This window comes from Actinomadura sp. NPDC047616 (genome assembly GCF_040642915.1).
GTDB classification, from domain to species: domain Bacteria; phylum Actinomycetota; class Actinomycetes; order Streptosporangiales; family Streptosporangiaceae; genus Spirillospora; species Spirillospora miaoliensis.
The window spans coordinates 82,737-106,889 of the sequence record NZ_JBEYTB010000019.1; the positions used below are offsets into that span (position 1 = coordinate 82,737).

The 24,153-nt window shown below is 69.5% G+C and carries 22 protein-coding genes; 11 read left to right on the forward strand and 11 right to left on the reverse strand.

Features of this window, described 5'->3' with window-relative positions; genetic code table 11:
• Window positions 1–108: 108 nt before the first annotated feature.
• A complete protein-coding gene (locus ABZ801_RS35040; protein WP_360706418.1) occupies window positions 109–726 on the reverse strand; it encodes a helix-turn-helix domain-containing protein in 618 nt (205 codons plus the stop codon).
• Window positions 727–763: 37 nt separating this feature from the next.
• Between ABZ801_RS35040 and ABZ801_RS35045 the strand changes: the two genes are divergently transcribed.
• Window positions 764–1,090, forward strand: coding sequence for a rhodanese-like domain-containing protein (locus ABZ801_RS35045; protein WP_344939195.1), 327 nt, complete (start codon window positions 764–766; stop codon window positions 1,088–1,090).
• 842 nt (window positions 1,091–1,932) lie between these two features.
• On the opposite strand, the gene ABZ801_RS35050 is transcribed toward ABZ801_RS35045, so the two are convergent.
• On the reverse strand, window positions 1,933–2,334 hold the full coding sequence (locus tag ABZ801_RS35050; protein WP_360706421.1) for a RidA family protein: 402 nt from the start codon (window positions 2,332–2,334) through the stop codon (window positions 1,933–1,935).
• A 101-nt stretch (window positions 2,335–2,435) separates the two neighbouring features.
• Here ABZ801_RS35050 and ABZ801_RS35055 point away from each other — a divergent pair, with 101 nt between their 5' ends.
• Window positions 2,436–2,819, forward strand: coding sequence for a helix-turn-helix domain-containing protein (locus tag ABZ801_RS35055; protein WP_360706423.1), 384 nt, complete (start codon window positions 2,436–2,438; stop codon window positions 2,817–2,819).
• Window positions 2,820–3,823: 1,004 nt separating this feature from the next.
• On the opposite strand, the gene ABZ801_RS35060 is transcribed toward ABZ801_RS35055, so the two are convergent.
• Entirely contained in the window at window positions 3,824–4,795 is a 972-nt protein-coding gene (locus ABZ801_RS35060) for a helix-turn-helix transcriptional regulator (RefSeq protein WP_360706426.1), read from the reverse strand.
• Window positions 4,796–4,894: 99 nt separating this feature from the next.
• Here ABZ801_RS35060 and ABZ801_RS35065 point away from each other — a divergent pair, with 99 nt between their 5' ends.
• Both ABZ801_RS35065 and ABZ801_RS35070 read left to right on the forward strand, forming a co-directional pair.
• A complete protein-coding gene (locus ABZ801_RS35065) occupies window positions 4,895–5,776 on the forward strand; it encodes an NAD(P)-dependent oxidoreductase (protein ID WP_360706428.1) in 882 nt (293 codons plus the stop codon).
• A complete protein-coding gene (locus ABZ801_RS35070; RefSeq protein WP_360706430.1) occupies window positions 5,776–6,555 on the forward strand; it encodes an SDR family NAD(P)-dependent oxidoreductase in 780 nt (259 codons plus the stop codon). The genes ABZ801_RS35065 and ABZ801_RS35070 overlap by 1 nt, the downstream gene beginning before the upstream one ends.
• A 771-nt stretch (window positions 6,556–7,326) precedes the next feature.
• On the opposite strand, the gene ABZ801_RS35075 is transcribed toward ABZ801_RS35070, so the two are convergent.
• Window positions 7,327–8,838 (reverse strand): long-chain fatty acid--CoA ligase, encoded by a 1,512-nt coding sequence (locus ABZ801_RS35075; protein ID WP_360706432.1) that lies wholly within the window; start codon window positions 8,836–8,838, stop codon window positions 7,327–7,329.
• A gap of 340 nt (window positions 8,839–9,178) precedes the next feature.
• Between ABZ801_RS35075 and ABZ801_RS35080 the strand changes: the two genes are divergently transcribed.
• From ABZ801_RS35080 to ABZ801_RS35105, 6 genes are all read left to right on the forward strand, one after another.
• Entirely contained in the window at window positions 9,179–10,237 is a 1,059-nt protein-coding gene (locus ABZ801_RS35080; RefSeq protein ID WP_360706435.1) for an AraC family transcriptional regulator, read from the forward strand.
• A 293-nt stretch (window positions 10,238–10,530) separates the two neighbouring features.
• The gene (locus ABZ801_RS35085) at window positions 10,531–11,589 is read left to right on the forward strand and encodes a 3-keto-5-aminohexanoate cleavage protein (protein WP_360706437.1); all 1,059 of its coding nucleotides are present in this window, start codon (window positions 10,531–10,533) and stop codon (window positions 11,587–11,589) included.
• A gap of 94 nt (window positions 11,590–11,683) precedes the next feature.
• Window positions 11,684–12,655, forward strand: a complete 972-nt coding sequence (locus tag ABZ801_RS35090; RefSeq protein WP_360706440.1) for a quinone oxidoreductase — start codon at window positions 11,684–11,686, stop codon at window positions 12,653–12,655.
• Window positions 12,656–12,700: 45 nt separating this feature from the next.
• Entirely contained in the window at window positions 12,701–13,618 is a 918-nt protein-coding gene (locus ABZ801_RS35095; RefSeq protein WP_360706442.1) for a TauD/TfdA family dioxygenase, read from the forward strand.
• A 33-nt stretch (window positions 13,619–13,651) separates the two neighbouring features.
• Complete coding sequence (locus ABZ801_RS35100; RefSeq protein ID WP_360706445.1) at window positions 13,652–14,980, forward strand: MFS transporter; 1,329 nt, start codon at window positions 13,652–13,654, stop codon at window positions 14,978–14,980.
• Window positions 14,981–15,057: 77 nt separating this feature from the next.
• On the forward strand, window positions 15,058–15,624 hold the full coding sequence (locus tag ABZ801_RS35105; protein WP_360706448.1) for a dihydroxy-acid dehydratase: 567 nt from the start codon (window positions 15,058–15,060) through the stop codon (window positions 15,622–15,624).
• 337 nt (window positions 15,625–15,961) lie between these two features.
• Here ABZ801_RS35105 and ABZ801_RS35110 read toward each other — a convergent pair whose 3' ends face one another.
• The 4 genes from ABZ801_RS35110 to ABZ801_RS35125 all read right to left on the reverse strand — a co-directional run bounded on the left by ABZ801_RS35110 (window position 15,962) and on the right by ABZ801_RS35125 (window position 19,407).
• Window positions 15,962–16,561, reverse strand: a complete 600-nt coding sequence (locus ABZ801_RS35110; protein WP_360706451.1) for a flavin reductase family protein — start codon at window positions 16,559–16,561, stop codon at window positions 15,962–15,964.
• A gap of 78 nt (window positions 16,562–16,639) precedes the next feature.
• Window positions 16,640–17,419: an SDR family oxidoreductase gene (locus tag ABZ801_RS35115; RefSeq protein WP_360706454.1), complete on the reverse strand. Its 780-nt coding sequence runs from the start codon at window positions 17,417–17,419 to the stop codon at window positions 16,640–16,642.
• A gap of 153 nt (window positions 17,420–17,572) precedes the next feature.
• A complete protein-coding gene (locus ABZ801_RS35120) occupies window positions 17,573–18,415 on the reverse strand; it encodes an SDR family NAD(P)-dependent oxidoreductase (protein ID WP_360706457.1) in 843 nt (280 codons plus the stop codon).
• A 152-nt stretch (window positions 18,416–18,567) separates the two neighbouring features.
• Window positions 18,568–19,407: a helix-turn-helix transcriptional regulator gene (locus ABZ801_RS35125; RefSeq protein ID WP_360706460.1), complete on the reverse strand. Its 840-nt coding sequence runs from the start codon at window positions 19,405–19,407 to the stop codon at window positions 18,568–18,570.
• A 120-nt stretch (window positions 19,408–19,527) separates the two neighbouring features.
• Between ABZ801_RS35125 and ABZ801_RS35130 the strand changes: the two genes are divergently transcribed.
• Window positions 19,528–20,409, forward strand: a complete 882-nt coding sequence (locus tag ABZ801_RS35130; RefSeq protein ID WP_360706463.1) for a helix-turn-helix transcriptional regulator — start codon at window positions 19,528–19,530, stop codon at window positions 20,407–20,409.
• A 294-nt stretch (window positions 20,410–20,703) separates the two neighbouring features.
• Here ABZ801_RS35130 and ABZ801_RS35135 read toward each other — a convergent pair whose 3' ends face one another.
• From ABZ801_RS35135 to ABZ801_RS35145, 3 genes are read right to left on the reverse strand one after another with little or no spacing between them, the layout of a single operon-like run.
• Window positions 20,704–21,426 carry an SDR family oxidoreductase gene (locus ABZ801_RS35135; RefSeq protein ID WP_344939219.1) on the reverse strand — a complete coding sequence of 241 codons (723 nt, stop codon included), beginning with the start codon at window positions 21,424–21,426 and terminating at the stop codon, window positions 20,704–20,706.
• Window positions 21,427–21,469: 43 nt separating this feature from the next.
• The gene (locus ABZ801_RS35140) at window positions 21,470–22,564 is read right to left on the reverse strand and encodes a DUF917 domain-containing protein (RefSeq protein WP_360706466.1); all 1,095 of its coding nucleotides are present in this window, start codon (window positions 22,562–22,564) and stop codon (window positions 21,470–21,472) included.
• Between the two features lie 43 nt (window positions 22,565–22,607).
• Window positions 22,608–24,152 carry a hydantoinase/oxoprolinase family protein gene (locus ABZ801_RS35145; RefSeq protein WP_360706469.1) on the reverse strand — a complete coding sequence of 515 codons (1,545 nt, stop codon included), beginning with the start codon at window positions 24,150–24,152 and terminating at the stop codon, window positions 22,608–22,610.
• Between the last annotated feature and the right edge of the window lies 1 nt (window position 24,153).

A 24,153-nucleotide genomic window follows, 5' to 3' on the forward strand; every position in this document is an offset into this window, starting at 1 on the left:
GACCCATGGAAGACCGGCCGGGCGTCCCGGCCTGGCGGCGAGATGCCGGCTCGGGCGTTCCGCTCGGCTCGGCGTCACCAGCGCAAGGGGAGGCGGCGGGCTTCGACGTCAGGCGATGGTCTGCCGCCAGAGGTGGGTGACGCCGCTGCGGATGCGTTGTTCGCCGAGTTCCGGCAGGAGCGCGGTGATGTGTTCCGCGGCCACGGAGGCGAGCAGGGCGTGGGCGGTGTGGTCGGGGTCGGGGGTTCCGGCGAGCAGGATCGCCAGGTGCCGGTGCCAGAACCGGTACGCGCCGATCCGGTACCTGGCGCCGGGCGCCGCGGTCTCCGACATCCGTACCAGGGGCAGGTGCTCCAGCAGGTAGTCGAGGTAGGCGTCGGCGAACGCGGCGAGGCGCTCGGCGGCCGGCGCTCCAGGGCCCAGCGGCGGCGGCCCCTGCAGGATCGCTTCCTGGAGCTCCCGTTCGCGGGCGTCCAGCAACGCGGCGGCCAGCCCTGCCTTGTCGCCGAAGCGGCGGAACAGGGTGCCCTTGCCGACGCCCGCTGCCGCCGCCACCTGGTCCATGGACACCGTGTCGACGCCGTGTTCGGTGAAGAGCCCGGCGGCCGCGTCGAGGATGGCGGCCCGGTTGCGGGCGGCGTCCGCGCGTTCCCTGGGCGGTGGCGTGCGGAGCAGTTCCAACGGGATTGCGGAACCGGACTGCGGTCCGTTACGGTCGTGAGGCACATCCGGACTATAGTCCGATTACCTGGAAGGTGGCCACATGACCGCACTCATCACCCGCGAGGAGCTGAAGGCCGCGATCGACGCGGGCGCCGTGACGGTGGTGGACGCGCTGGGCGGCGAGTACTACGCCAAGCAGCATCTGCCCGGCGCCGTCGCCCTGGTCGCGGCCGACGTCGACGCGCAGGCCCCCGGCCTGCTGCCCGACCGCGACGCCGCGATCGTCACCTACTGCTCCAACCCCGCGTGCCCCAACAGCGGGCAGGTCGCCGACCGGCTCACCGCCCTCGGCTACACCAACGTCCGCAAGTACCGGGAGGGCATCGAGGACTGGGTGGCGGCGGGCCTGCCCACCGAGTCGGCCTGACCGGTACCACAAAGGGGGCGGCTGAGCGACGACGCCAGCCGCCCCCGCTCTTGGCGCCGCAGCTCGCCGCCTTCGGCGAGCGGTCCAGGCGGACCCACGGGGGGAGGCGGCTGACCAGCACACCAGGGGCCGGTCTCGTCCCGAGCGCGGGAGCCTCTGCCACCGCGGGGGCGAGGCGACCAATCCGTGCAGGCCGCTCCCGCCGAAGCGCCAGCCGGGCGACCGCGCCATCCCGGCCGCTCGTCTGGAGACGCGGTTCACCCCGACGACCGAGAACCTCCCGCCACAACACCGCCGAACACGCCCCACCGGCACGACACCGTCCCTTCTATGACGGCTCAGGAGATCGGGGCGTGAGGAACGACCGCGCGAGAACGTGCGGCAAGCGCTGTGCCGCAGATAACGGGGCCGCTCGCTCTCCGATCGGCAGCGCCGCAGCTCAGCGTGAGCGGTGCTGCAGATATCAGGCTGATATCTGCAGCAGGTCGTCACGGACGGTACAGGCGCACGATCCGGAGCGGATGTTCCTCAACCCCCGAGACGCAGGCCATCACCGGCCAGCGCTGACGAGCGGCCACCGCCGACCGACGCGCAGAGAAGGGATCCCCTGCGCGCGCCCGATGTGCCGGGCACGCGCAGAGGACCACACGAAGCGGGGTGCCACGCCGCCTCGAAGCCCGCGAATCCGCATCAGTACTGGCCGCACACGAGCAACGGCGCCTGACGATCGGCGAAAGACCCTCTTCTGCCCACCCACACCGCAGCTGAGCTGGGCGAACTCAATCGCATGTACCGGGTTGCACGAGTCTTACCGACACCCCGGGACGTGCGAGGAGGAGACCTCAAGCGGGCAGTTTCGTGTCGATGACGAAGCTGATTTCGATGACCTGGCCGGGCAAGGTCAGTTCAGTGATGCCCACGACCGTGCTGGCCGGGCGGTGGTCGCCGAAGTACCCCAGGTTGCCCTCCGCCACCGCCGCGGCGTTCTGCCGCAGGTTCACCACGTACAGGGTCTGCGAGACGACCTGGTTCCGGGTGGCGCCGTAGTGGTCCAGGACCTTGTCCATGTTGGCGTAGGTCTGCTTGAGCTGGGCGGCGAAGTCGCCCGCGTAGAGGAACTCGCCTGCCTCATCGAACGAGAGCTGTCCAGAGACGTGGATCAGCTCGCCGGACTTGATCGCCTGCGAGTAGCCGAAGTCGCTCTCGGCCGGCACGTTGTAGTTGAAGACATCAATGGTGGCCACGGTGCATGCCCTTCCGGTTTGCTCTCTTGTAGTTACTCGGAAACTGTAGGAGAGTGAGGGTTGACATGGAAGAACGCACTTTTCGGTGACTGAGGAACCTGATGGTGACCAAGCAACTACTCAAGGACCTGCCCGAGAACGCCGACCTGCGGCGCGCGGACTCCCTGGCGCGGGAGATCTTCTCGGACATCGCCAACAAGTGGGCGCTCCTGATCATCGAGGCGCTCGGCGAGCGCACCCTGCGCTTCAGCGAGCTGCGGCACGAGGTCGAGGGCGTCAGCCACAAGATGCTCACCCAGAACCTGCGCATGCTGGAGCGCAACGGCCTGGTCGACCGGAAGGTGCACCCCACCGTGCCGCCGCGAGTCGAGTACACCCTCACCGAGCCGGGCCGGGCCCTGCGCAACGTGGTCGACGCCATATGCGGCTGGACCCACCAGCACCTCGGTCACATCGAGAGTGCACGCGGCCGTTTCGACGCCTGACGGGGGCACGCAGCGACACCCTCGCGCGTTGCGCGGTTCCTTGATGGGGGCGGAACCGGTGAAGTCTCGTAACCGTCTGGCGCGTATTTGCTGGATGGAGGGCGTGGTTGGTCACCGTGTGTGGTTGCCGGGGGCGTAGCGGCTCCAGGGGCCGGCCGCCTCGGCGGCGATGATGGCGAGGCTCTCGTTTTTCGGAGCCGGGTCTGCAGCCCCAGCGGACGTTCGATCTGCCGCAGCCCCTCGAACAGCGGCAGCAGCGCCGGGCTGACCTGGCCGGTGCCGTCGTCGAGGGCCTCGCGCAGCATGCCGGTGAGAATGCAGCGGCGGCAGGTCCGGTCGCGCTGGCGCAGGCCCTCGTGCCCGCAGCGGACGCAGATGAAGTCGCCGCCGATTCCGGCGCAGTCGATGCAGAGCCGTCCGCCGCCTGGGGCGATCCCCGGCGTCGTCGTCGAACGCTGCTTCAACCGGCTCGAGCAATGGCGCGGGCAAGACCGCCCGCTCCTACCAGGCCGCCGTCACCCTGGCCGCCCTCCTCATGTGGCTATGACACTTTGACGACACGGCCTAGGGTCAGCCGGCCCGGACTGTCCATAGGCTTCAACACGTCGACCAGGTCGCGTACGAGGCGCGGCCGACCGGCAGACAGCGCCCTGTCGCCGTTGGAAAATACTTCCAGGCTGACCGACACCAACGCGGGGAGTCGTCGAACGCGGCAGCGGTGACGGTGGTGCGCCACGTGGCCTCCGGTTTGTCCTCACGCAGCTGCAGCCGGATTGCATGCTCGGCACCATGAGGAAGGTATGCCGCCTGGTTGGTCAACACCGATACCTCGTCGAGGTGGTGATGCCCGGTAGGTGAGAGGGGCGCTGCCGGACTTGCTGTTCGACCATTGGGCGCTGGTCCGGCGGACGTCCTGGAAGAGGTTCTCTGCATCGGGACGGTGAGGATCTCCCTGTGTGCCAGTGGCGTCAGGATGTTTGCCGTGTGTGCCAGCGAGGGCTCTGTCAGCCACGAGTCTGGTTACTAACCGTGATCGAAGGAGTTGTGAATGTGAAGGGGCTGGGGTCACTCACAGACGAACTCACGGATTTGCCTGAGCTCGTCCTGCGCTTCAGACGCGCCGACGTCGCGGAGTTCTGATCGCCCCTGTCACTTGGGTGGAGCGCGGTGAGCAGTTCAAGGCGCTCGGCGTCCTCGGTGCCGGGCTCCGCGGTGTAGACCATGATGCGGAGGTCGCTGCCCGCCACGTTGAGCACGTCACAGTCGAGCGTCACCGTGCCGACATCGGGATGGACGATCGTCTTGCGGGCCGCATCGTGGTGACCGGCGACACCGGTCTCCCACAGTTCCGCGAATTTGTCGCTGTGCGCGCGCAGGTCCGCGACCAGCCGCTTGAGCCGCTGGTCGCCCGGGTAGCGCGCGGTGACCGCACGAAGGTCGGCGACCAGCGCGGCCTGCAGGGCGTGCCGTGATTCCGGGGTGAGCCGCACCCGGTCGCTCAGGCCGAGGAAGTTGCGCCACACCCCGTTGCGCTCGTGCCCGTTCCAGCCCGCCGGATCACCCATGAGGGCGGCGTAGGGCGGGTTGGCCACGAGCAGTGTCCAAGCCGCGTCGAACACCGCGACAGGAGTGCCGGTCAGCCGGTCCAGCATGCGCCGCACACTGGGAGTGAGTTCGCAGGGCACGCACTCTGCCCGGGGCGGCTGGAGTCCGCCCAGCCGGAACAGGTGTGCGCGCTCGGCGGCCGACAGGCGAAGGGCCCTGGCCAGCGCTTCTATGACCTGCGCCGACGGGTTGGTCGCGCGGCCCTGTTCAAGGCGGGTGATGTAGTCGGCCGAAATGCCCGCCAGTTGGGCGAGCTCCTCGCGGCGCAGCCCCGGGACGCGTCGTTGGCCGCCGGGGGGCAGTCCCGCGGCCTCCGGCGAGACCCGATCTCGCCACCGGTGCAGGGCCCGCCCGAATTCCGTCGTCCCCATGTCCCCCAGTATGTCCGCCCGGTCGCACCGCCTAGTACCGGCATTCCTAGGAAGCCCAGGCGTCTGGCTGGTCGTCCCGAGCCGTCGCAACCTTGCGCCATGAACACCGATCGCGAACGGCCGCCCGTCGGTTTCATCGGCCTGGGCGACCAGGGCCTGCCCATGGCGACGGCCATCGCCGAGGCGGATTTTCCCCTGCACGCCTGGGCGAGGCGGTCCACCTCCCTGGACGGCCTGCGCGGCGTGCCGCACGTCCGCCACGACGGCATCCGGGATCTGGCCGCGTCGTGCGACATCGTCGGGTTGTGCGTCAGCACCGACGAAGACGTTCTGCAGTTGGTCACGGGCGGACTGCTGGAGGCCCTGCGTCCGGGTGCGGTCGTGGTGAACCACGGCACCGGCCTTCCCGCCAACGCGGTGCGGCTGACCGAGATCTGCGCACCGGCCGGGGTCGAGGTCCTGGACGCACCGGTCAGCGGAGGACGGCCGGCCGCAGAGGAACGACGGCTGACCACCCTGGTCGGCGGACCGCGGACGGCCGTGGAGCGCTGCGAGCCCGTGTTCGCCTCGTTCTCCCGCCACGTCGTCCATCTCGGCGGCGCGGGTGCCGGGCAGACCGCGAAGCTGTTCAACAACGCGCTGCTGATGATGAACCAGGCCAACATCGCCGAGATCGTCGATCTGGCCACCGAGCTGGGCATGAACCCGGCGCGGCTGGTCGGCGTGCTGAAGCTGGGCAGCGCCTCCAGCGCCGCCCTGACCCTGCTGAACACGATGGTCACCCTCGACAACGTCGAGCACCTGTACCGCGTCGAGGCGCTGGACATGGAACTGTTCGACACCGCGATGCGCGCGGCCGATGTGGACCCCGGCGCGGTGACCGAGCGCGGCATGGCGGGCGCACGCGGGCTGTCCCGGCTGCTGCACTCGCTGAACCCACCAGACCCGGCCGCGACGGCCGGCGACGGAAAGGAACGATGATGAGCAGACTCGCACTCGTCACCGGTGCCACCTCCGGCATCGGCAGGGCTTTCGCCGAACGCCTGGCCGCGGACGGCTACGACCTGGTGCTGGTGGGCCGGCGGAAGGAGCGACTGGACGAGTTCGCCGGCGCGCACCCGGAAGTCGACGTACGGGCCGTCACCGCCGATCTGTCCACGAGCGACGGAATCGACGAGGTGGCCCGGATCTGCGCGACCGAGCCGCTGACCATGCTGGTGAACAACGCGGGCGTCGCCCACTACATGCCGCTCGCCGAGCTCCCCGCCGACAAGGCCGCCGAACTCGTCGGCGTCAAGGTTCTCGCGCCCACGATGCTCACCCGCGCCGCCGTCGCGGGTATGCAGGAGCGCGGCGAGGGCACGATCATCAACGTCTCCGGCATGATCGCCTTCAGCGGTCCCGCGCCGCACTCGCAGATGCCCCGTCGTGCCGTCTACGGCGGAAGCCTGGCCTACCTCGTCGCGCTGTCCCAGATCCTGAGCGCGGAACTCGAGGGCACGGGAGTCCGGGTCCAGGTCGTGTGCCCTGGTGTGGTGGCCACCGAGTTCCACGAGCGCCAGGGCATCGACATGAGCGCGCTGCCCCGCATGGCGGCCGACGACGTCGTGACCGCCAGCCTGCGCGGCCTGGAGCTGGGCGAGACCGTCTGCGCCCCGGGCGTCGAGGACGCCGGCCTGCTCGACGCGGTCTTCCAGGCCGACCTCACCGCCTTCGGCGCACAGAGCCCGGAACTCGCCACGCGCTACCGCTCCGTCTGAACCGAACCGACGTGGCCGCCTGAATCATGGCTCTGCCGCGGGCCTGACGACGCGCCGCGAGAACGATCGGAAGATCGGCTCGCAGCGATCGAACGCCGTCCGGCCCGCGACGTGTCGCGGTGGCCCGGTCCCGACCGCCGGGCCACCGCGTTCCGTTCGGCCTGTCAGCGGGTTCCGAGCGCGTGGTCAATGCGCTGGCCCTGCTCTGCCACGCGGCGGCGACTCTGTCGCCGCCGGGCAGGGCACGGACGGCGGCGAAGGCACCTGCGGGGTCGGCCAGGTGAAAGGCCATGTCGCGTACGGCTGGGTCCAGCGGTCCGGAGCCTTGCTTCGCGCTGCTCTGCGGTGGGAGCCAGCACGAGCTGTCCGGTCAGGCCGCGTGCTCGCAGGTCCTGGGCGAAAGCGGCCAGCCGTGCGGCCACCGGCCCGTACTGGGACCGATCAGCGAGCCGGAACAGCACCACCAGGTATTGGTCGGCTTCGAGGCGGATCAGATCGCGGTGCCTGCTCGCCCACCAGCACACCGCCACCCTCGGCATCGACATGCGATCGTCCAGCGCCCGCCCGACACCCCACGGCTTCACCTTGCCACCACCGCGCTGGGGCGCCGAACGCAATCATCAGCCGGGCTCCGTGATCCACATAGCGATCATCTCTTCATGAGTCGCCGCCTCACCGATGACGTCCCCATAGCGTGGCCCCGGGACCGAACACCGAACCGCAGGATGAAACACCCACTACGTGATGACGATGGTCGCCGATGCCCTGGGCTCACCGCTGGTCGTGTGTCCGCTGTTGGATGACGATCTCACGCTTGAGGATCTTGCCTGTCGCCCCTTTGGGGAGCTCATTGGTGAAGGTGACGATCCGCGGGTATTTGTAGGCGGCGACCCGCTGTTTGACGTAGTCACGAATCGTGTCCGCCGCGACCTGCGCTCCATCCTTGAGAATGACCACGGCGGCCACCTCCTCGCCGAGCGCCTTGTCTGGTACCCCCACGACCGCGGCTTCGGCCACGGCGGGGTGTTCGTAGAGAACCTCCTCGATCTCTCGTGGGTAGACATTGTAGCCTCCGCGGATGATCAAATCCTTCTTGCGGTCGACGATGAAGTAGTAGCCGTCCTCGTCGACACGGGCGAGATCGCCGCTGTGGAACCAGCCGTCCCGGATGGTTTGTGTGGTCGCCTCCGGACGGTTCCAGTAGCCCTTCATGATGTTCTCGCCGCGGATGGCGATTTCACCGACTTCACCAGGGCGGTCGACGGTGGTGCCATCATCCGCGACGAGTTTCATGTCGACCCCGCGGATGGGAACTCCGATCGAGCCGGCCTTGCGTGGCCGGTTGAGAGGGTTGAACGCGGCGACGGGCGAAGTCTCCGAGAGTCCGTACCCCTCCAGCACGGTGACATCGAATGTGCTTTCGAAGGCGTGCAGCACCTCGACAGGGAGGGAGGCTCCGCCCGAAACGGCGATGCGCAGCCGCAAGAGGTCGCAGCCGCCGGGGATTCCGGCGCGAAGCAGGGCCGTGTACATCGTGGGCACGCCGAGAAAGACCGTGACCCGGTCCCGGTGCATGATCTCCAGTGCCTTCGCCGGCTCGAACCGTGGCAGCAGGGTCAGGGTGGCGCCTGCAGCGAGCGCGGTGTTGAGAGCACAGGTCTGTCCGAACGCATGGAACAGCGGCAGCCCTCCGAACAGTACGTCGTCCGGCCCGATCTGAAGCAGTGTCTCGGCTGTGGTGACCGCGTTGGACTTCAGATTGCGGTGGGTCAGCTCGGCCCCTTTGGGGGTCCCCGTGGTGCCCGAGGTGTAGAGGATCACAGCGGTGTCGTCGGCGGCGCGGTCGACGACCTGGTCCACCGGTTCGATGCCCTGGGGCAGGTCCTCGACCATCTGTGGGGTCATGACCAGGCATTCGACGCCGAGTTGTGATGCGGCCGTGGTGACCTGGTCGGCGCACAGCGGGGACGTCAGCACGATCCGGGCTCCGCAATCGCGGATCGCGAAGGCTGCCTCACGGGTCTTCAACAGCGGGTTCATGGGCACCACGACGGCGCCGGCTCGAAGAATGCCATAGTAGGCCACCGGGAAGTGGGTCACATTCGGCATGACCAGCCCGACGCGATCGCCTTTCCGCACCCTGTTGGCGTGCAGTAGCGCGGCGACCCGAGCGCTTGCGTCGTTCAGTTGGGCATAGGTGAGGATGCTGTCGTCCTGTCGGACGGCGACACGGTCGCCGTCGGTTCCAGCGGCCTCCACCAGACGTGCGGCAAGGTTGCTCATGCTGGCCTTACCTTCCAAGTCGTAGGTCTGATCCGGTCATTCATGAAAACGGGGGGCAAAGGCTTTGGAGTACGGCTGTCATGCGAGTGTCACTCGACGTCTTGAGGGACAGGCTTTGCCCAGCCAGAGACCGGCTGCCGCGATGGTGGTCCGGCCGATGACGTGAGGCGGATCTTTTGCCAAGGTGCTCTCCGTACGATCGTTGATCGGCCGGGACGTCTCATCCGGACGGCGAGTCCCCAGTGCGGGTGGTGCAACGCTAGGGCGCGACCAGGGCCCTCGCTTGACCTGACGTGACATCGGACTTATCACTTAGGGACACGGTTCCGGGAGTGCGCCCATGAAACCCCTCGTCCGCAATGCAGCGCTGAACGCCTACATCGAGGTCAGCCGGTCGCTCGGGATCGACCCGCAGGCGCTCATGAAGGGTGTGGGTTTGGACCCGGTCGGCCTGGCCGTGCAGGACAGATGGGTCCCCGGCGCGGCCGTGGCGAAGTTGCTGGAATTGTCTGCGGCCGCCTCCCGCCGCGAGGACTTCGGCCTGCTGCTCGCCGAGCGCCGCCGCTTCTCCAATCTGGGCCCGATCAGCCTGGTCATACGCGAGGAGCCCGATGTGCGCAGCGCGCTGGAGCTTCTTGTCCGGCATCAGCACATGTACAACGAGATGCTGCACAGCCGCCTGTCGGAGGTCGGCGGTCTGGCCACCCTCAAGGTGACCTTGGAACCGGGTGATGCCATGCCTGTCCGCCAGGGCGTAGAGCTGGCCGTGGCCGCCTTCCAGCAGGTCCTGCGCATCTTCCTCGGTAACCGCTGGCAGCCGGTGTCAGTCTGTTTCATGCACGGCGCTCCCACGGACCTGCGAACCCATCGGCGCGTTTTCGGGCCCGTCGTGGAATTCGACCGGGAGTTCAACGGGATCGTCTTCTACGCCGACGACCTCAACGTCGCCAACCCTGTGTCCGACCCGTTGCTGCGGACCTACGCCCGGCAGTACTTCGAGTCCATCGCAGTATCCAGGGACACCACCGTGCTGGACCGGGTGCGCGATTTGATCGAGGTGCTGCTGCCGACCGGGCGGTGCTCGATCGAGCAGGTCGCAAGCAGTCTGGGTGTCGACCGAAGGACCGTTCACCGGCACCTGTCGGCCTCCGGCGAGACGTTCTCGTCCCTTCTGAACGCGACACGTGTTCGGCTGGCGGAGCAACTCGTACCCAACCAGCGTCACTCCCTGACCGAGATCTCCGGGATGCTGGGGTTTTCTGCACCGAGTGCCTTTTCCCGCTGGTTCAGCGAGCGGTTCGGTTGCAGCCCCAGACAGTGGCGACTCCAACACGCCAGGCGGCAGTTCTCCATCGAGGACCCTGCGGGTGCCCACGCCGGCGAGCCGGGCACCGAATGACGTCGGGCCGGAAGCCCTGTCCCGAACTGATAAGTCGGATGTCACGTTCGGTTAAGCAACCGGCATAACGAGTCCTTAACGTTGCCTTACCGCAAGGGAGACCGTCGGTGTCGCCCCGCGTATTCGAGCAGGAGGACTCCGCCGCGTCTCCTTTGGGCGCCCAGCCCATCGTATCCGTTTCGACCGTCCGGACAGCCCGGGCCGCCTTCTCAGCTCATCCCGACCCTTGTCAAGGCGGCAGATCGCATCGCGGTGGCGATGCGCGTCGCTCCTCAGACCAAAGGAGATGGACCATGCATTTCTTCGACGACTCGCTGTATCCGGAGAACCAGGAGAAGCTGGTCATCCAGGCCGCGCCGTACGGTCCGGAGTGGCTGCCAGGTGACGCCGACGACCTGCCGCTCACCATGGAGGAGCACGTGCAGGCGGCGGTCGACTGCTACAACGCCGGCGCGACGGTGCTGCACATTCACGTGCGTGAGCTGGACGGGCACGGATCCAAGCGCATCTCCATGTTCAACGAGCTGATGGCCCGCCTGCGTGAGGCGGTGCCGGACATGGTCCTGCAGATCGGCGGGTCGATCTCCTTCGCCCCGGAGGACGAGGGCGCCGAGGCCAAGTGGCTCAGCTACGACACCCGCCACATGCTGGCCGAGATCACCCCGAGGCCGGACCAGGTGACGATCGCGATCAACACCAACCAGATGAACATCGTCGAGCTCTTCGACGACGAGGACATCGAAGGAACGTCGATCAGCAAGCCGGCCTACTACAAGGCCTACCGGGACATGGTCGTCGAGGCCGGCCCGGAGTTCTACCTCGAGCACCTCAAGCGGCTGCGCGCCAACGACATTCAGCCGCACTTCCAGCTCGCCAACCTGGCGCAGCTGGAGACGGTGGAACGCCTCATCCGCAGGGGAGTCTATTGCGGGCCGCTGGTGCTGAACTATGTCGCCATCGGCGGCGGGTTCGCCGGGCGGCACCCGGCGGACCTCATCGAATTCATCCGCCGTGTCCCCGATGGCGCCGTGCTCACCATCGAGGCCTCCATGCGCGCGGTGGCGCCGATGAACGCCATCGGTATCGCCCTGGGCACGCACGTGCGGGTGGGCAACGAGGACAACCTGTGGCGGCACAAGGGCGAGCGGATGTCATCGGTCGAACAGGTCGAACAGATGGTCCAGATCGCCAACGCCCTCGGCCGTGAGATCGCCGGCGGGCCGGAGGCCAAGAAGATCTACAAGATCGGCCAGTGGTACCAGGACACCGACGAGACCCTGGCCCATCTCGGCATGGTGCCCAACCGCCGTCCCGGCCGGCGCGGCTCCATGCTGCGCGACGCCGACAGCTGAACGGCCCGACAGGCGGCGGTCGCGGGTGACAGGGACCCGCAGCCGATCACGGGCCGTCCGCGACCGCCTTTCCACAACGAGCAACGGAGTACCTGTGGCACACGCCATTCGCTTCTACGACACCGGTGGCCCTGACGTCCTGCGGTGGGAGCCCACCACGGTCGGCGACCCGGGGCCGGGCGAGGTACGGATCCGGCACCTCGCCGTCGGCCTCAACTTCGCCGACACCTACTTCCGCACCGGCCTGTACCCGGCTCCGCTGCCCGCCGGACTCGGCGTCGAGGCGTCCGGCGTCATCGAGGCCGTGGGCGAAGGCGTCACACACCTCGCCGAGGGCGACCGGGTCACCTACACCGGCAGCCCGCTGGGCGCCTACAGCACGGAACGGGTCATGCGGGCCGAGCCGTTGATCAAACTTCCGGAGGAGATCGGCTGCCAGACCGCCGCCGCGATGACCATGCGCGGCCTCACCAGCGCCTACCTGCTGCGGCGGATCCACCCGTTGAAGGCCGGTGACACCGTACTGCTGCACGCGGCGGCCGGCGGTGTCGGCCTGATCTTCTGCCAGTGGGCCAAGCTGCTCGGTATCACCGTGATCGGCACGGTGTCCAGCGCGGAGAAGGCCGAGATCGCCCGTGCCCACGGCTGCGACCACATCATCTACTACCGCCGCGAGGACGTGGCCGAGCGGGTACGCGAGCTGACCGGCGGCGAGGGGGTTCCGGTCGTCTTCGACAGTATCGGCAAGGACACGATTGCCGGTTCGATGGCCTCGCTGCGGCGACGCGGGCTGCTGGTGTGCTTCGGCACGGCCTCCGGAGTGCCGCCGCTGGACGCCATGCAACTCGCCGTCCACGGCTCGTTGTTCGTGACCCGGCCCGCACTGGCCGACTACATCGCCGAGCCGGCCGAACGGCAAGCCCTGGCCGGAGAGCTGTTCGGCCATGTCGCGTCCGGACGCATCAAGATCCAGATCAACCAGCGCTATGCCCTCGCGGACGCGGTCCGAGCACATCGCGATCTCGAGGCCGGCCGCACCACGGGGTCGTCCATCTTCGTCCTGTGAACCAGCACGGCTCCGCACATCACGACATCCAGGGGAGTGAGCATCGTGTCCCAGACCGCCCATCCGAGGAAGGACACGCCCGCTTTGGTGCGCCCGGGCGTCCGACGCACCGCGATCAGGGTCGCGCCGCTGACCTGCACCATCGGTGCCGAGCTCGGCGGCGTCAACCTCGGCGACGCCGCCCGCGACGACGACCTGTTCGCTGAGATCAAGGAGTTGCTGCTGCGCTACAAGGTCCTCTTCCTGCGCGACCAGGACATTACCCGGGCCGAGCACGTCGCTTTCGCCTCCCGCTTCGGCCCGCTCGAGGACCACCCGGTGGCCGGCAGCGATCCCGACCATCCTGGGCTGGTCCGCATCTACAAGGACCTGGGCAGCAAGCCTGAGCACTACGAGAACGCTCTCCACTGCGACGCGACCTGGCGCGAGTGCCCGCCCATGGGCGCCGTGCTGCGGTGTGTGGAATCACCACCGGTGGGCGGTGACACCATCTGGGTCAACATGGTCGAGGCCTACCGCAGGCTGCCCGAGCACATCAAGACGCGAATCTCGGGTCTGCGCGCCCGGCACAGCATCGAGGCGACCTTCGGCGCCGCCATGCCGATCGAGCAGCGGCACGAGTTGAAGGCGCGCTACCCGGACCCCGAGCACCCGGTAGTGCGCACCCACCCGGAGACCGGTGAACAGATCCTGTTCGTCAACTCCTTCACCACGCACTTCGTCAACTACCACACGCCCGACAACGTGCGTTTCGGGCAGGACTTCGCGCCCGGTGCGAGCGACCTGCTGAACTATTTGATCAGCCAGGCGGCCATCCCCGAATACCAGGTGCGCTGGCGGTGGACGCAGAACAGCGTGGCCATCTGGGACAACCGGTCCACCCAGCACTACGCCGTCCAGGACTACTGGCCGGCCGCCCGCAAGATGGAACGCGCCGGGATCGTCGGCGACAGGCCCTGCTGAGCCCTGGGGCCGACAGAGGAACAGGTGACGCCGATGGGATTCCGCACCCCCGGCCCCGTGCCGGACACCTCTCAAGCCGCACCGGCCGTATCCCGCGGATATGCCTGGCTGGTGTTCGCCCTCAGCTTCGGACTTCTGCTGTCGGACTACATGTCACGCCAGGTCCTCAACGCCGTCTTCCCCCTGCTGAAGGCGGAGTGGCTGCTGGCCGACGCCCAACTGGGAGCGCTCAGCGGCATCGTGGCCCTCATGGTCGGCGTGCTCACCTTCCCCTTGTCGCTCGTGGCGGACCGCTGGGGACGCGCCAGGAGCCTGGTCGTCGCCGCAGCCATCTGGAGTTTGGCGACACTGGGCTGCGCGGTGTCGGCGGGCTATGGCCAGATGTTCCTGGGGCGCTTCATGGTCGGGGTCGGTGAGGCGGCCTATGGCAGCGTCGGTATCGCCGTGGTCCTCAGCGTCTTCCCCGTCGGCCTGCGGGCCACGCTCTCCGGCGCGTTCATTGGTGGTGGAGCCTTCGGATCCGTGCTGGGCGTGTCGATCGGCGGCGTCATCGCCCAGCAACTGGGTTGGCGCTGGGCGTTCGGCGTCATGGGTATCTTCGGTCTGGTGTTGGCCGCGATCTACGGCATCGTGGTGACGGACAAGAGGCTGGGCTCCGCCGGCGGCGGCCGTCAAGGCGCGTCAGGTGAACACGCACCGCTCCGCCGTCTGCTGCCGCGCCTGTTCTCCTCGGTCTCGGTGGTCTGTGCCTACATCGGCAGCGGACTGCAGATGTTCATCGCGATGGCCCTGCTCGCCTGGATGCCCAGCTTCCTCAACCGCGCCTATTCCCTGCCTCCCGGCAAGGCGGGCCTGGCCGCCGGGGCCTTCGCGCTGATCACCGGCGTCGGCATGGTCGTGGGAGGGATCGTCGCCGACCGCGTCAGCCGCGCGACCGGGGCCAGGAAGTGGACGGTCGCGATCATCTGCAGTCTCGGTTCACTCGCCCTGCTGGCGACCGGATTCCAATTGCCGACCGGCGCGTCGCAACTCATGCTGATCGGTGCCGGCACCCTGCTGTCCAATGCCACGGCCGGGCCCGCCGCCGCCATGGTGGCGAACCTGACCCCCGCCGCCATCGCGGCGACGGCGATGGCCACCCTCACCCTGGCCAACAGCCTGCTTGGGCTTGCACCGGGGCCGGCCGTGACGGGCATGCTCGCCGACCACATGGGCCTGACGGGCGCACTACAGGTGATCCCGTTCGCCGCGATCGGGGCCAGCGCGGCCTTCGCCGTCGGCAGGATGAACTACGAAAAAGACCTGCGCCGCCTGAACCTGCCTCCCCGTACGGCGCTCGACAGGACGAAGACACAAACCTGAGTGTCATACCCGCAGCCCTGGGTTCACCGATCTTACAAACGACCAGGTCAAGCCCAAATGAAGGTAGGGCCGCAGACATGAGCCTCGCCGCACCACCGACGATCGTCATCGTCCCCGGACTGCGCGATCACGTCCCGGGCCATTGGCAGACCATCCTGGCCGACAAGATGGCCTCCCCCTCGCGTGAGGCGCTCGACCTCTTCCACGCCGCCCCCGGCGGCGCCCGCTCCGCGACCGCCTTCTCCCAGTCCGCCCGCTGGGAAACGCTCGATCTGGACTCCGCGGCGGGTTGCATCCGCGACACCGCCCACGCCTACACGCCTGACGGAGGGCTGGCCGTCTTGCACGGCGATCTCGCTCCCGGCGGGGCGGTGGTGATGTCCGCCGGCGTGCCTGACGGCATGCACCAGTTCACCGACACCGCCGTGGTGACCGAGTCGCAGGAGGAGGCTGCGGAGGCGATCCTTTCCGGACGTGTGCGTCCGGGAAGCGTGCTGGTCATCCGCTACGAGGGCCCGCGCGGCGGCCCCGGCATGCAGGAGATGCTCTCCCCCACCACCTACCTCAAAGGCCGCGGCCTGGCCGGATCCTGCGCCGTCGTGACCGATGGCCGGTTCTCGGGCCCGCCGTACTCGCCTGCGTGAAGGCTCCGGCTACCGGCCCCGCCACCGCGAACGTCGGCCCTGCGCGCCTATGCGTCCCTCGCCCAACCCGCCTCCACGGGGGCCGTACGCGGCTTCCCCACCTGCTGACCGCCGCTGGACCGCAAAGACGCAGGGCGGACGCCGCGCACGGCGTCCGCCCTGGACGGTGGCAGCGCCAGTTCCCGCGGCCGTCGGCATGGCTGTTCCGATGGGCGTCCCGGCGGTACCGGACGCCGCCGGGTGGTTCGCCCGTGCTCCGGAAGTGGTCAGACGGCCGTCTTCAGGGGTTCCCCCGCCTTGGCGAGGTCGCCCGAAACAGTGCGGGGCCGGTGGAGGGTCATGGCGTGCCGTCTTCAAGATCCCGTGTCAGGTACCGCCATTTGGTCATGCGGTGCCGGAGGTCCAGGGGGGCGGCGTTGGCGGAGAACGTGCCGTTGCCGCGGTGGTGGAACTCGCCCGTGCCGTGTCGGCTCGCGTCGAACCAGGCGTGTTCGGCTCTGAGGATCCACAGGTTGTGGTCCTTGGCGAGCCGATCGTCGGCCACGGTGCACTCGATGTTGGCGAAGCACTCTGCGACGAGTGGCGCGTTCACGGTGGCGGCGGGCAGGGCGGTGAAGCCGAAGCGCCGCCATTTGTCGGTGTCGCGGCCGGAGGTGTTGCCGACGTCGACCACCCGCTCGGCCAGGTCGATGGAGGGGATCGCGATGACGCACTGCCCGCTGTCGCGCAGCGCGGCGTGGCTGTGATCCCAGGGACCCAGGATCAGCCCGATGAGCGGCGGATCGTGGGAGACGGGCATGTTGAAGCCGTTGGTCATCAGGTTGGCATGCTCGCCGTCGAAGGTGGAGATCATGACGACCGGGCCGGGTTCGATGAGCCGGTGCACCTGTTGCAGCGGATAGGGGGAGAACCCGTCGGCTGTGTCGGTGGGATTCATGTCGCCTTCTCGATGGGTGTGGAAGGGCGGCCGGTCCGTCGTTCCGGGCCGGCCGCCCGCCTGCGCAGATCGGCCGGGCTAGATGGCTTGGGCCGTGGGCAGGATGGTGATCTCGGTGAGGTTGACGTGCCGTGGCGCGGCGGTGATGAACGCCACGGTCTCGGCGATGTCCGCGGACCGCAACGGGTCGATCTCGGTGAGCAGCCCGGCCATGAGCCTGCTGGCGTCGGGGTCGGTGACGTGGCTGGGCAGTTCGGTGTCGACCATGCCGGGTTCGATGGTGGCCACCCGGATGTTCTGCGGGCCGAGTTCGACGCGCAGCAGCCGGGTCAGGTGGCTGATGTATGCCTTGGTGCCGGAGTAGATGGAGAACTTCTCCAGGATCCGGGTGGCGGCGATGGAGGACGTGGTGATCAGGTCCGCGGTGCGTCCGGCGTCCGCGGCGTCCTTCAGGTGCGGCAGGAAGGCGCCGATGACGTTCATCACGCCGGTGACGTTGAGATCGATCTGACGCTGCCAGTCGTCCATGCGCAGCTCGGTGATGCCGGAGATCAGCTGGACGCCGGCGTTGTTGAAGACGAGATCGGCGGTGCCGAGGTGCTCGGCCACCTGGTCCGCGGCGGTCTGGACGGCCTGCCGGTCGGTGACGTCGACAGGGAGCGCGAGCGCGGTGCCGCCGTCGGCGCGGATCGCTTCGGCCAGCGTGTCAAGCCTGTCCTTTCGGCGGGCCAGGGCGGCGACGCTCGCGCCGAGCTCGGCCAGCCGTCGCGCGGTGGCGGCGCCGATGCCGCTGGAGGCTCCGGAGACGACGGCCACGCGACCGGCCAGCGGGGTGCCGGTGAGCAGGGCAGCGGACATGACGAAGTACCCCCTTTCGGGTTGGAGGACGGGGAGGGCGGGCCGGTGGGGACGGCCGCCCGCCGGGAAGGTGGAGTGATGCGTCCGACGGGTGCCGGCGCGGCCGGGACAGGGGTGCCCGCGCTGGCGGGACGGGCGCCGGGCGGTGCCCGGTCAGGCCGCCGCGGTGTCGTGCGCGGTGGCGGCGGACTTGGCGCGCCAGGGGGCCAGGTCCTTTTCGATCTGCGCCAGCTTGACCTGGAGCCGGTCGAGGGTGTCGGGCCCCAGGTACAGGTGGGTGGGCAGCTCGTCCTGGACGGTGACCTCGTAGATCAGGGCGGCGGCCTTGACGGGGTCGCCGAGCTGGGTGTGGTTGGCGGTCTGGGCCCAGTCCAGCGTGACATGGGCGGGAGTGCCGTCGTAGTCGGCGATGCGGGTGCCCGCCAGCGACAGGGAGGTGGCGTCCAGGAAGTCGGTGCGCAGCACGCCCGGCTCGACCACCATGCACTGGATGCCGAAGGGCGCCAGTTCCTTTGACAGCGCCTCGCTGAGGCCGGCGACGGCGAACTTCGACGCGGAGTACAGGCCCACGCCCGGCTCGCCCTCGAAACCGGACCGAGAGCCGATGTTGACGATCTTGCCGGAGCCCTGGCGGCGCATGACGGGCAGCACGGCGCGGGTCATGTCGATCAGGGCGAAGACGTTCAGGTCGAACAGCGAGCGGGCCTCGGCGTCGGTAATCTCCTCCACCGCGCCGAGCAGGCCGCGGCCGGCGTTGTTGACCAGCACGTCAATGCCGCCGAACCGCTCGACCGCGGTCTGGACGGCGCCGGGGATGTCCTGGGCGCGGGTGACGTCCAGCGCCAGCGGCAGTACCCGGTCGGAGCCCTTCAGATCGTCGGGCAGCCGGTCCGGGTCGCGCACCGCGGCGACGACGTCGTTCCCGGCGGCGAGCGCGGCGCGGGCGATCTGCGCGCCGAGGCCGCGGGAGGCTCCGGTGATGAACCAGGTGGCCATGGTGTCCTTCTTTCGGCTTGGCTTCCGCCTGCTTCGGCGGGGTGGTCCCCGCCGCTGACAGGTTCGAGTCTGCCCAGGTCACCACGGTCTAAGAAGGTCCCGGGTTTCCTGGGAGTACCGCACCCAGGAACCTGGAAGAGCCCGTGGACGGGCTACGGCGTGCGGGTCGCCCTCTGCTCGGCCCGCGTGCGCAGCCGTTCGAACGCCGCTTCGGTGGCGCTGCCGGGCTCGGCCTGGTAGACCACCAGCTGCTGGTGCGGCGCGCCGTTGACGGTGAAAGCCGAGAACAGGATGTGCAGGTCGCCGACGACCGGGTGGCGCAGGTGCTTGCCTTCCTGGGTCTTGGGCTTGACCTCGTGGCGGGCCCACAGGGCGGCGAACTCCGGACTGCGCGCCGACAGGTCCGCCACGACCTCCCCGATGCGCGCCGACTCCGGATCGTGACCGTAGGCGGCGCGGAGTTCCGCCACGCACGACTGCGCCGCCCGCTCCCACTCCCGGTAGAACTCCCGGCCAGCCGGGTCCACAAAGACCATGCGCGCCAGGTTGTCGGCGGGATCGAACGCCTCGTGCAACGCGGCGCCCGGCGCGTTGCAGGCCAGGATGTCCAGAGCCGGCCCCAGGACGAAGGCCGGGGAGGTGGGCCAACCGTCCATGAGCCCCAGCAACTGCGGGCTGACATGGGTGTCGTCCGAGCGGCGCCGACGGCGCGCCTCCGGCGCCTGCACCAGGCGCCACAGGTGCTCGGTGGCCTCGGCGTCCAGCCGCAGCGCGCCCGCCACCGCCTCCACCACCTGGGGCGACGGGTTGGTCTCGCGTCCCTGTTCCAACCGCACGTAATAGTCGCTGCTCATCCCCGCGAGCATCGCGACCTCCTCACGCCGCAGCCCTTTCACGCGGCGGCGGCCGTATTCGGGCAGCCCGACGTCCCGCGGTTTGAGAAGCGAGCGACGCGCGCGCAGAAACTCCCCCAAGGGAGTACCCTCGCTCATCTGCTCAGGATAGGTGACCAAGATGTCCGTCCAGTCGCCGCAGACGGGCGGGCAGTGCCTGCTCACCCTGGGTGCGACGCACCCTGGGTAGGCGCCGTCGCCGTCCCTAACCTCAAGGTCATGGACCGCAACAACCCGCTCGGTGAATTCCTGCGAGCACGGCGTGCGCAGGTGCGGCCCGAGCAGGTCGGGCTGGCCACGCGAGATCGCCGCCGGGTTCCCGGGCTGCGCCGCGACGAGGTCGCGCGGCTGGCCGGGCTGAGCGTCGGCCACTACGCCCGCCTGGAACAGGGACGCGGTGCTCGCCCCACTCGGCAGACCGTGGAGAGCCTCGCCCGCGCGCTCCGTCTGGACGGGCCCGCCCTTGTGGAGCTGTATCGTCTGGCGCGCCCCGTCGCGCGACGGCGGCGGCCGGACCGCGTCGAACACGTCAGCCCCGAGATCGTGCAGCTGCTCAACGACTGGACGGCCGCCCCGGCCTACGTCCTGGGCCGGACGCTGGACGTGCTGGAACGCAACCACCTGGCCGCGGCCCTGCACAGCCGTTTCGTCTTCGGAGAGAACATGCTCCGCATGATCTTCCTCGACCCCGCCGGACGGGAGTTCTTCCGCGAGCGCGCCCTCGCCGCGCGCGGAGCCGTGCGCGACCTGCGCCGGACGGCCCTGCGGACCCCCGATGATCCGCGGGTCCGCGACCTGGTCGGCGAGCTGTCGATCAGCAGCGCCGAGTTCAGGCGGCTGTGGGCGGAACCCGAGCCTCGCGGGACGATCCCGCACGGCGGCCGCCTCTTCCATCCCAGTGTCGGCGAACTGGACCTGAAGACCGAGATCTTCACGATCGCCCGCGCCCCGGGTCAGCGCCTCGTCGCTCATCCGGCCGAGCCGGGGTCCCCCTCCGCCGAGTCCCTGGTCCTTCTCGGCACGCTCGCCGCCCACCCTGACATCCCGGACGAGCGGGTACCCAGGTCCGCGCCCGGCGGCACCACCGGCCGCCAGCGGTGATGACACCGTGTCCGCCACGGAGCGCACGGCCTCCTGGAACGATTCGTCCGCCGCCTGGGGCTCGTCCCCCGAACCCCCGTCCATGCCACGACGTGTTCCCAGCGCAGGGCACGTGCTTCCTCGGTGCGGATACCGGTCAGCAGGCTGCCTACCACGTAGGCAAGCCGGTCAGGCGGGCCTGCGGAACGGTCACCGCGAGGCCGGGTTTCCCGGCGGCCATGTAGCAGGTGGCGCGTTGCAGCTCCCCGAACCGAGCCGGTAGTAGCGGCGGGGACGGCCCTGGGCCGGCGAGTACTAGCGCAGTGCGTATCCTCCGTCCGGGTAAAGGGTCGATCCGGTCATGAAGCCGTTGGTGAAGAGGAACATGACCGCGTCCGCCACCTCGCCCTCGGTGCCGAGGCGGTGCAGCAGGGTGTCTCGCCGGTACTGGGCGAACGCGGCCTCCCGTACCTGTTCGGGGCGTTGGGACCACAGGTTGCCGTCGATCGTCCCGGGGGACACCACGTTGACGCGTACGGGGGCGAGTTCGAGCGCGAGCCCGCGGCCGAGTCCCTCGATCGCCGCGTTGCACGCGACGTAGGCGGGGGCCGGGGCCGGAGGCCGTACGCTCGCCGCTCCGGCCATCAGTACCACCGAGCCGTCGCCGGAGAGTTTCGGCGCCGCGTGCCTGACCGCGTGGTACTGGCCCCAGAACTTCGAGGTGAACGGGCTCGCCGCTGCCTCGTCGGTCAGCTCCAGCATGGGGCCGACCTGGTAGGAGGCGGCGGGCGTGAACAGGTGGTCCACCCGGTCGAGGGCGGCGAAGAAGGAGGCGATCGAGCTGGTGTCGGTCGTGTCGACCGTGTGCCAGCTCGCCGCGTCGCCGAGCTCGGACGCCGCGGCGGCCAGCTTCCCTTCGGTGCGGCCGCCGAGCACGACGTCGGCGCCGCGGTCGACCGCGCGGCGGGCGACCTCCAGGCCGATGCCCGAACCTCCCCCGATGATCACAACTGTGCGGCCGGTCATGTCCTGGGTCATTGTCTTCTCCTTGCTCTGGGCCCCGGCGGGGCATCGACGACGGTCAGCGCGGGGACGGGGCGTTCAGCCGTTCGACGGGAACGTAGTCGTGGTCGTAGCCGAAGTAGCGCGGCCCCACGAGGTCGAGACCGGCGGCCGTACGCCACCGCGGGTCGCACGGGGCGCCGATGACGCTCACCCGGAACCCGTAGCGCAGGCCCTCCGTCGTGACCGGCTCGCCGCTGTCGGTCTCCAGCACGCAGATCAGGTCGGGGACTCCGGCGACGACGCGCCCGTCGACCTGGGCCAGCAGGTGCTCGTTCTGGAACTGCAGCTCCAGGCTCCGGCCGTCGTGCGTCCCGGTGCCGGCCAGACGGGCGGTGCCACGCGCGAATCCGCCGGACGTGCGGCGGCTCACGTCGGTCACCTTGCCGGTGAACAGCAGGTGGCCGTCCATGATCTCGGTGGCCGCGGTCACCGGGTCGCGCCGCCCGCGCGCCTCCCGTACGGCCCTGCCCAGCCGCTCGACCAGGCTCAGCGTGCCGGGCACCAGGGCGTCGCGCAGTTGCGCGCCGCGCATCACGCACTGGACGGTCATCGAGCTGCATCCCATCTCGACGGTGACGCTCCGGGCGAGCCGCTCGGCCCACAGGTTGTCGATCGTCCGCAGCAGCGTGCTGTTGCCCTTCTCGTCGGTGAGCACCAGCGGGCAGGTGGAGACTCCGGCGAGGGTGGGCAGCACCATCTGCAGTTCCGGGAAGGCCCGGCCCATCGCGTCCGCGTCCACCAGCGGCAGCCCGGTCTCGGCCGCGGCGACGAAGGGGATCGTCGAGTTGATGCCGCCGGCCTCGATGCACGCCAGGTGGGTGATCTCCTGTCCCAGCGCGTCGCGCAGCGTGCGGAGCGCCGTGTGGATCTCCTCGCCGCTGGGCGTCTTCTCCACCATCACCGTGGGCGCGCCCATCATGGCCACCGGCACCACGACCGCGTCGGCCGGGACGTCGTCGATGTCCACCAGCGTCACCGGGCCATGCCGGCGGATGGCCTGTTCGGCGAGCAGCCGCCCGACATAGGGGTCGCCGCCGCCGCCGGTGCCCAGGATCGCCGCACCGCGGGCGATGTCGGCCATCCGGTCCGCCGTGATCTGCCGAACGGTCATCGCGCTTCCCCTCTCGTCCGCCGCCGGGCCGTCGTGTACCGGTTCATGCTCGCTCCGCCATGTGCAGATCGCCGACGGCCTTGACCCGGACGCGCACGGCGTTGCCCGGCAGGTAGGCGATCGGGACGTCCTCCACCTCGACGATCCGCACGGTCTCCGGCCGGGCGCCGGCCGCGACCGCCGCCTCGACGGCCTCCTGCCGGGCCGCGTCGAGCACCTGCTCGCGGCTGCGCGACCCGATCGCGAAGATGCGGTCCACCTCTCCGCCGATCTGGGCGATCGCGGCGCCGATGGCGTTGGCGACCGCGAAGTGATCCGGCCGGCACACCTGGTCGAAGCCGGGAAGCGCGCCGGGTACGAGGAGGGAGCCTCCGCCCACGATCACCACGGGGATCGGCTCCGGCGAGGTGCGCATCCGGTCGACGGTGTCGGCGACGTCGTGCGCGATCCGGTCGAGCACCGCGGTCACGAAGCCGCGGTCGAGATGGCGGACCAGGGACCTGTCCCCGATGTCGGCGTGACCGGCGGCGACGACGATGTCGGTGGCGGTCACCGTGTCCCCGCCGAAGACCAGGGCGCGCTTGGTGAGTTCGTGGCCGACGCTGTCGGGGCCCACGCCCGACTCGCGCACCCGGCTTCCGCCGCCGATGCCGATGGACAGCACGTCGGGCATGCGGAAGTTGCTGCGCACGCCGCCGATGTCCACTTCCGTCGCGGCCTCGCGCGGGAACCCGTTGGCGAGCATGCCGACGTCCGAGGTCGTCCCGCCGATGTCGACCACGGCGCAGTCGGACAGCCCGGACAGCAGCGCCGCGCCGCGCATCGAGTTGGTGGGGCCCGAGGCGAAGGTCGCGACCGGGTACTTGCGTGTGAACTCGACGTCCATGAGCGTGCCGTCGTTCTGGGAGAGGTAGAGCGGCGCGCGCAGGCCCGCGGTGGCGAGCGCGTCGGTGAAGGCGTTCACGATCGTGTCGGCCAGATCGCGCAGGCAGGCGTTGACGATCGTCGCGTTCTCCCGTTCCAGAAGGCCGATGCGCCCGATCTGATGGGAGAGGCTGATGTGGGCGTCCGGCAGCACGGACGCGACGATGTCGGCCGCCCGCAGCTCGAAGTCGGCGCTGGCCGGGGAGAAGACCGACGAGATGGCCACCGAGCGGACGCCCGCGCGGCCGATCTCCTCGGCGGCTCGTGCGATCTCGTCGGGCCGCAGCTGCGAGATCGTCCGGCCGTCGAACTCGTGACCGCCGTGGCACAGGTACACGTGTCCGCCGAGCGCCGACCGGAGCCGGTCGGGCCAGTCGACCATCGGCGGCAGCGCCCGGGTGGCGGGCAGGCCGAGCCGGATCGCGGCCGTCGGTGCCAGCCGGCGCCCTTCGATGATCGCATTGGTGAAATGCGTTGTACCGATCATGACGGCCTCGACCTCGGCCGGCGTGAACCGGCCCGCGTCGGCCAGGCCCCGCAGCGCCGTGACGACTCCGGCGGTCACGTCCTCGGTCGTCGACGTCTTGACCTCGGCCAACACCGACGATCCGTCCATCAGGACGGCGTCCGTGTTGGTGCCGCCGACATCGATTCCGATACGCACG

Excerpts from the sequence above, each read along its gene's own strand:
- ABZ801_RS35045 (WP_344939195.1), top strand. The coding sequence starts at position 764 with ATGACCGCACTCATCACCCGCGAGGAGCTGAAGGCCGCGATCGACGCG.
- ABZ801_RS35055 (WP_360706423.1), top strand. The coding sequence starts at position 2,436 with ATGGTGACCAAGCAACTACTCAAGGACCTGCCCGAGAACGCCGACCTG.
- ABZ801_RS35060 (WP_360706426.1), bottom strand. The coding sequence starts at position 4,795 with ATGGGGACGACGGAATTCGGGCGGGCCCTGCACCGGTGGCGAGATCGG.
- ABZ801_RS35065 (WP_360706428.1), top strand. The coding sequence starts at position 4,895 with ATGAACACCGATCGCGAACGGCCGCCCGTCGGTTTCATCGGCCTGGGC.
- ABZ801_RS35070 (WP_360706430.1), top strand. The coding sequence starts at position 5,776 with ATGAGCAGACTCGCACTCGTCACCGGTGCCACCTCCGGCATCGGCAGG.
- ABZ801_RS35075 (WP_360706432.1), bottom strand. The coding sequence starts at position 8,838 with ATGAGCAACCTTGCCGCACGTCTGGTGGAGGCCGCTGGAACCGACGGC.
- ABZ801_RS35080 (WP_360706435.1), top strand. The coding sequence starts at position 9,179 with ATGAAACCCCTCGTCCGCAATGCAGCGCTGAACGCCTACATCGAGGTC.
- ABZ801_RS35085 (WP_360706437.1), top strand. The coding sequence starts at position 10,531 with ATGCATTTCTTCGACGACTCGCTGTATCCGGAGAACCAGGAGAAGCTG.
- ABZ801_RS35100 (WP_360706445.1), top strand. The coding sequence starts at position 13,652 with ATGGGATTCCGCACCCCCGGCCCCGTGCCGGACACCTCTCAAGCCGCA.
- ABZ801_RS35105 (WP_360706448.1), top strand. The coding sequence starts at position 15,058 with ATGAGCCTCGCCGCACCACCGACGATCGTCATCGTCCCCGGACTGCGC.
- ABZ801_RS35110 (WP_360706451.1), bottom strand. The coding sequence starts at position 16,561 with ATGAATCCCACCGACACAGCCGACGGGTTCTCCCCCTATCCGCTGCAA.
- ABZ801_RS35115 (WP_360706454.1), bottom strand. The coding sequence starts at position 17,419 with ATGTCCGCTGCCCTGCTCACCGGCACCCCGCTGGCCGGTCGCGTGGCC.
- ABZ801_RS35120 (WP_360706457.1), bottom strand. The coding sequence starts at position 18,415 with ATGGCCACCTGGTTCATCACCGGAGCCTCCCGCGGCCTCGGCGCGCAG.
- ABZ801_RS35125 (WP_360706460.1), bottom strand. The coding sequence starts at position 19,407 with ATGAGCGAGGGTACTCCCTTGGGGGAGTTTCTGCGCGCGCGTCGCTCG.
- ABZ801_RS35130 (WP_360706463.1), top strand. The coding sequence starts at position 19,528 with ATGGACCGCAACAACCCGCTCGGTGAATTCCTGCGAGCACGGCGTGCG.
- ABZ801_RS35135 (WP_344939219.1), bottom strand. The coding sequence starts at position 21,426 with ATGACCCAGGACATGACCGGCCGCACAGTTGTGATCATCGGGGGAGGT.
- ABZ801_RS35140 (WP_360706466.1), bottom strand. The coding sequence starts at position 22,564 with ATGACCGTTCGGCAGATCACGGCGGACCGGATGGCCGACATCGCCCGC.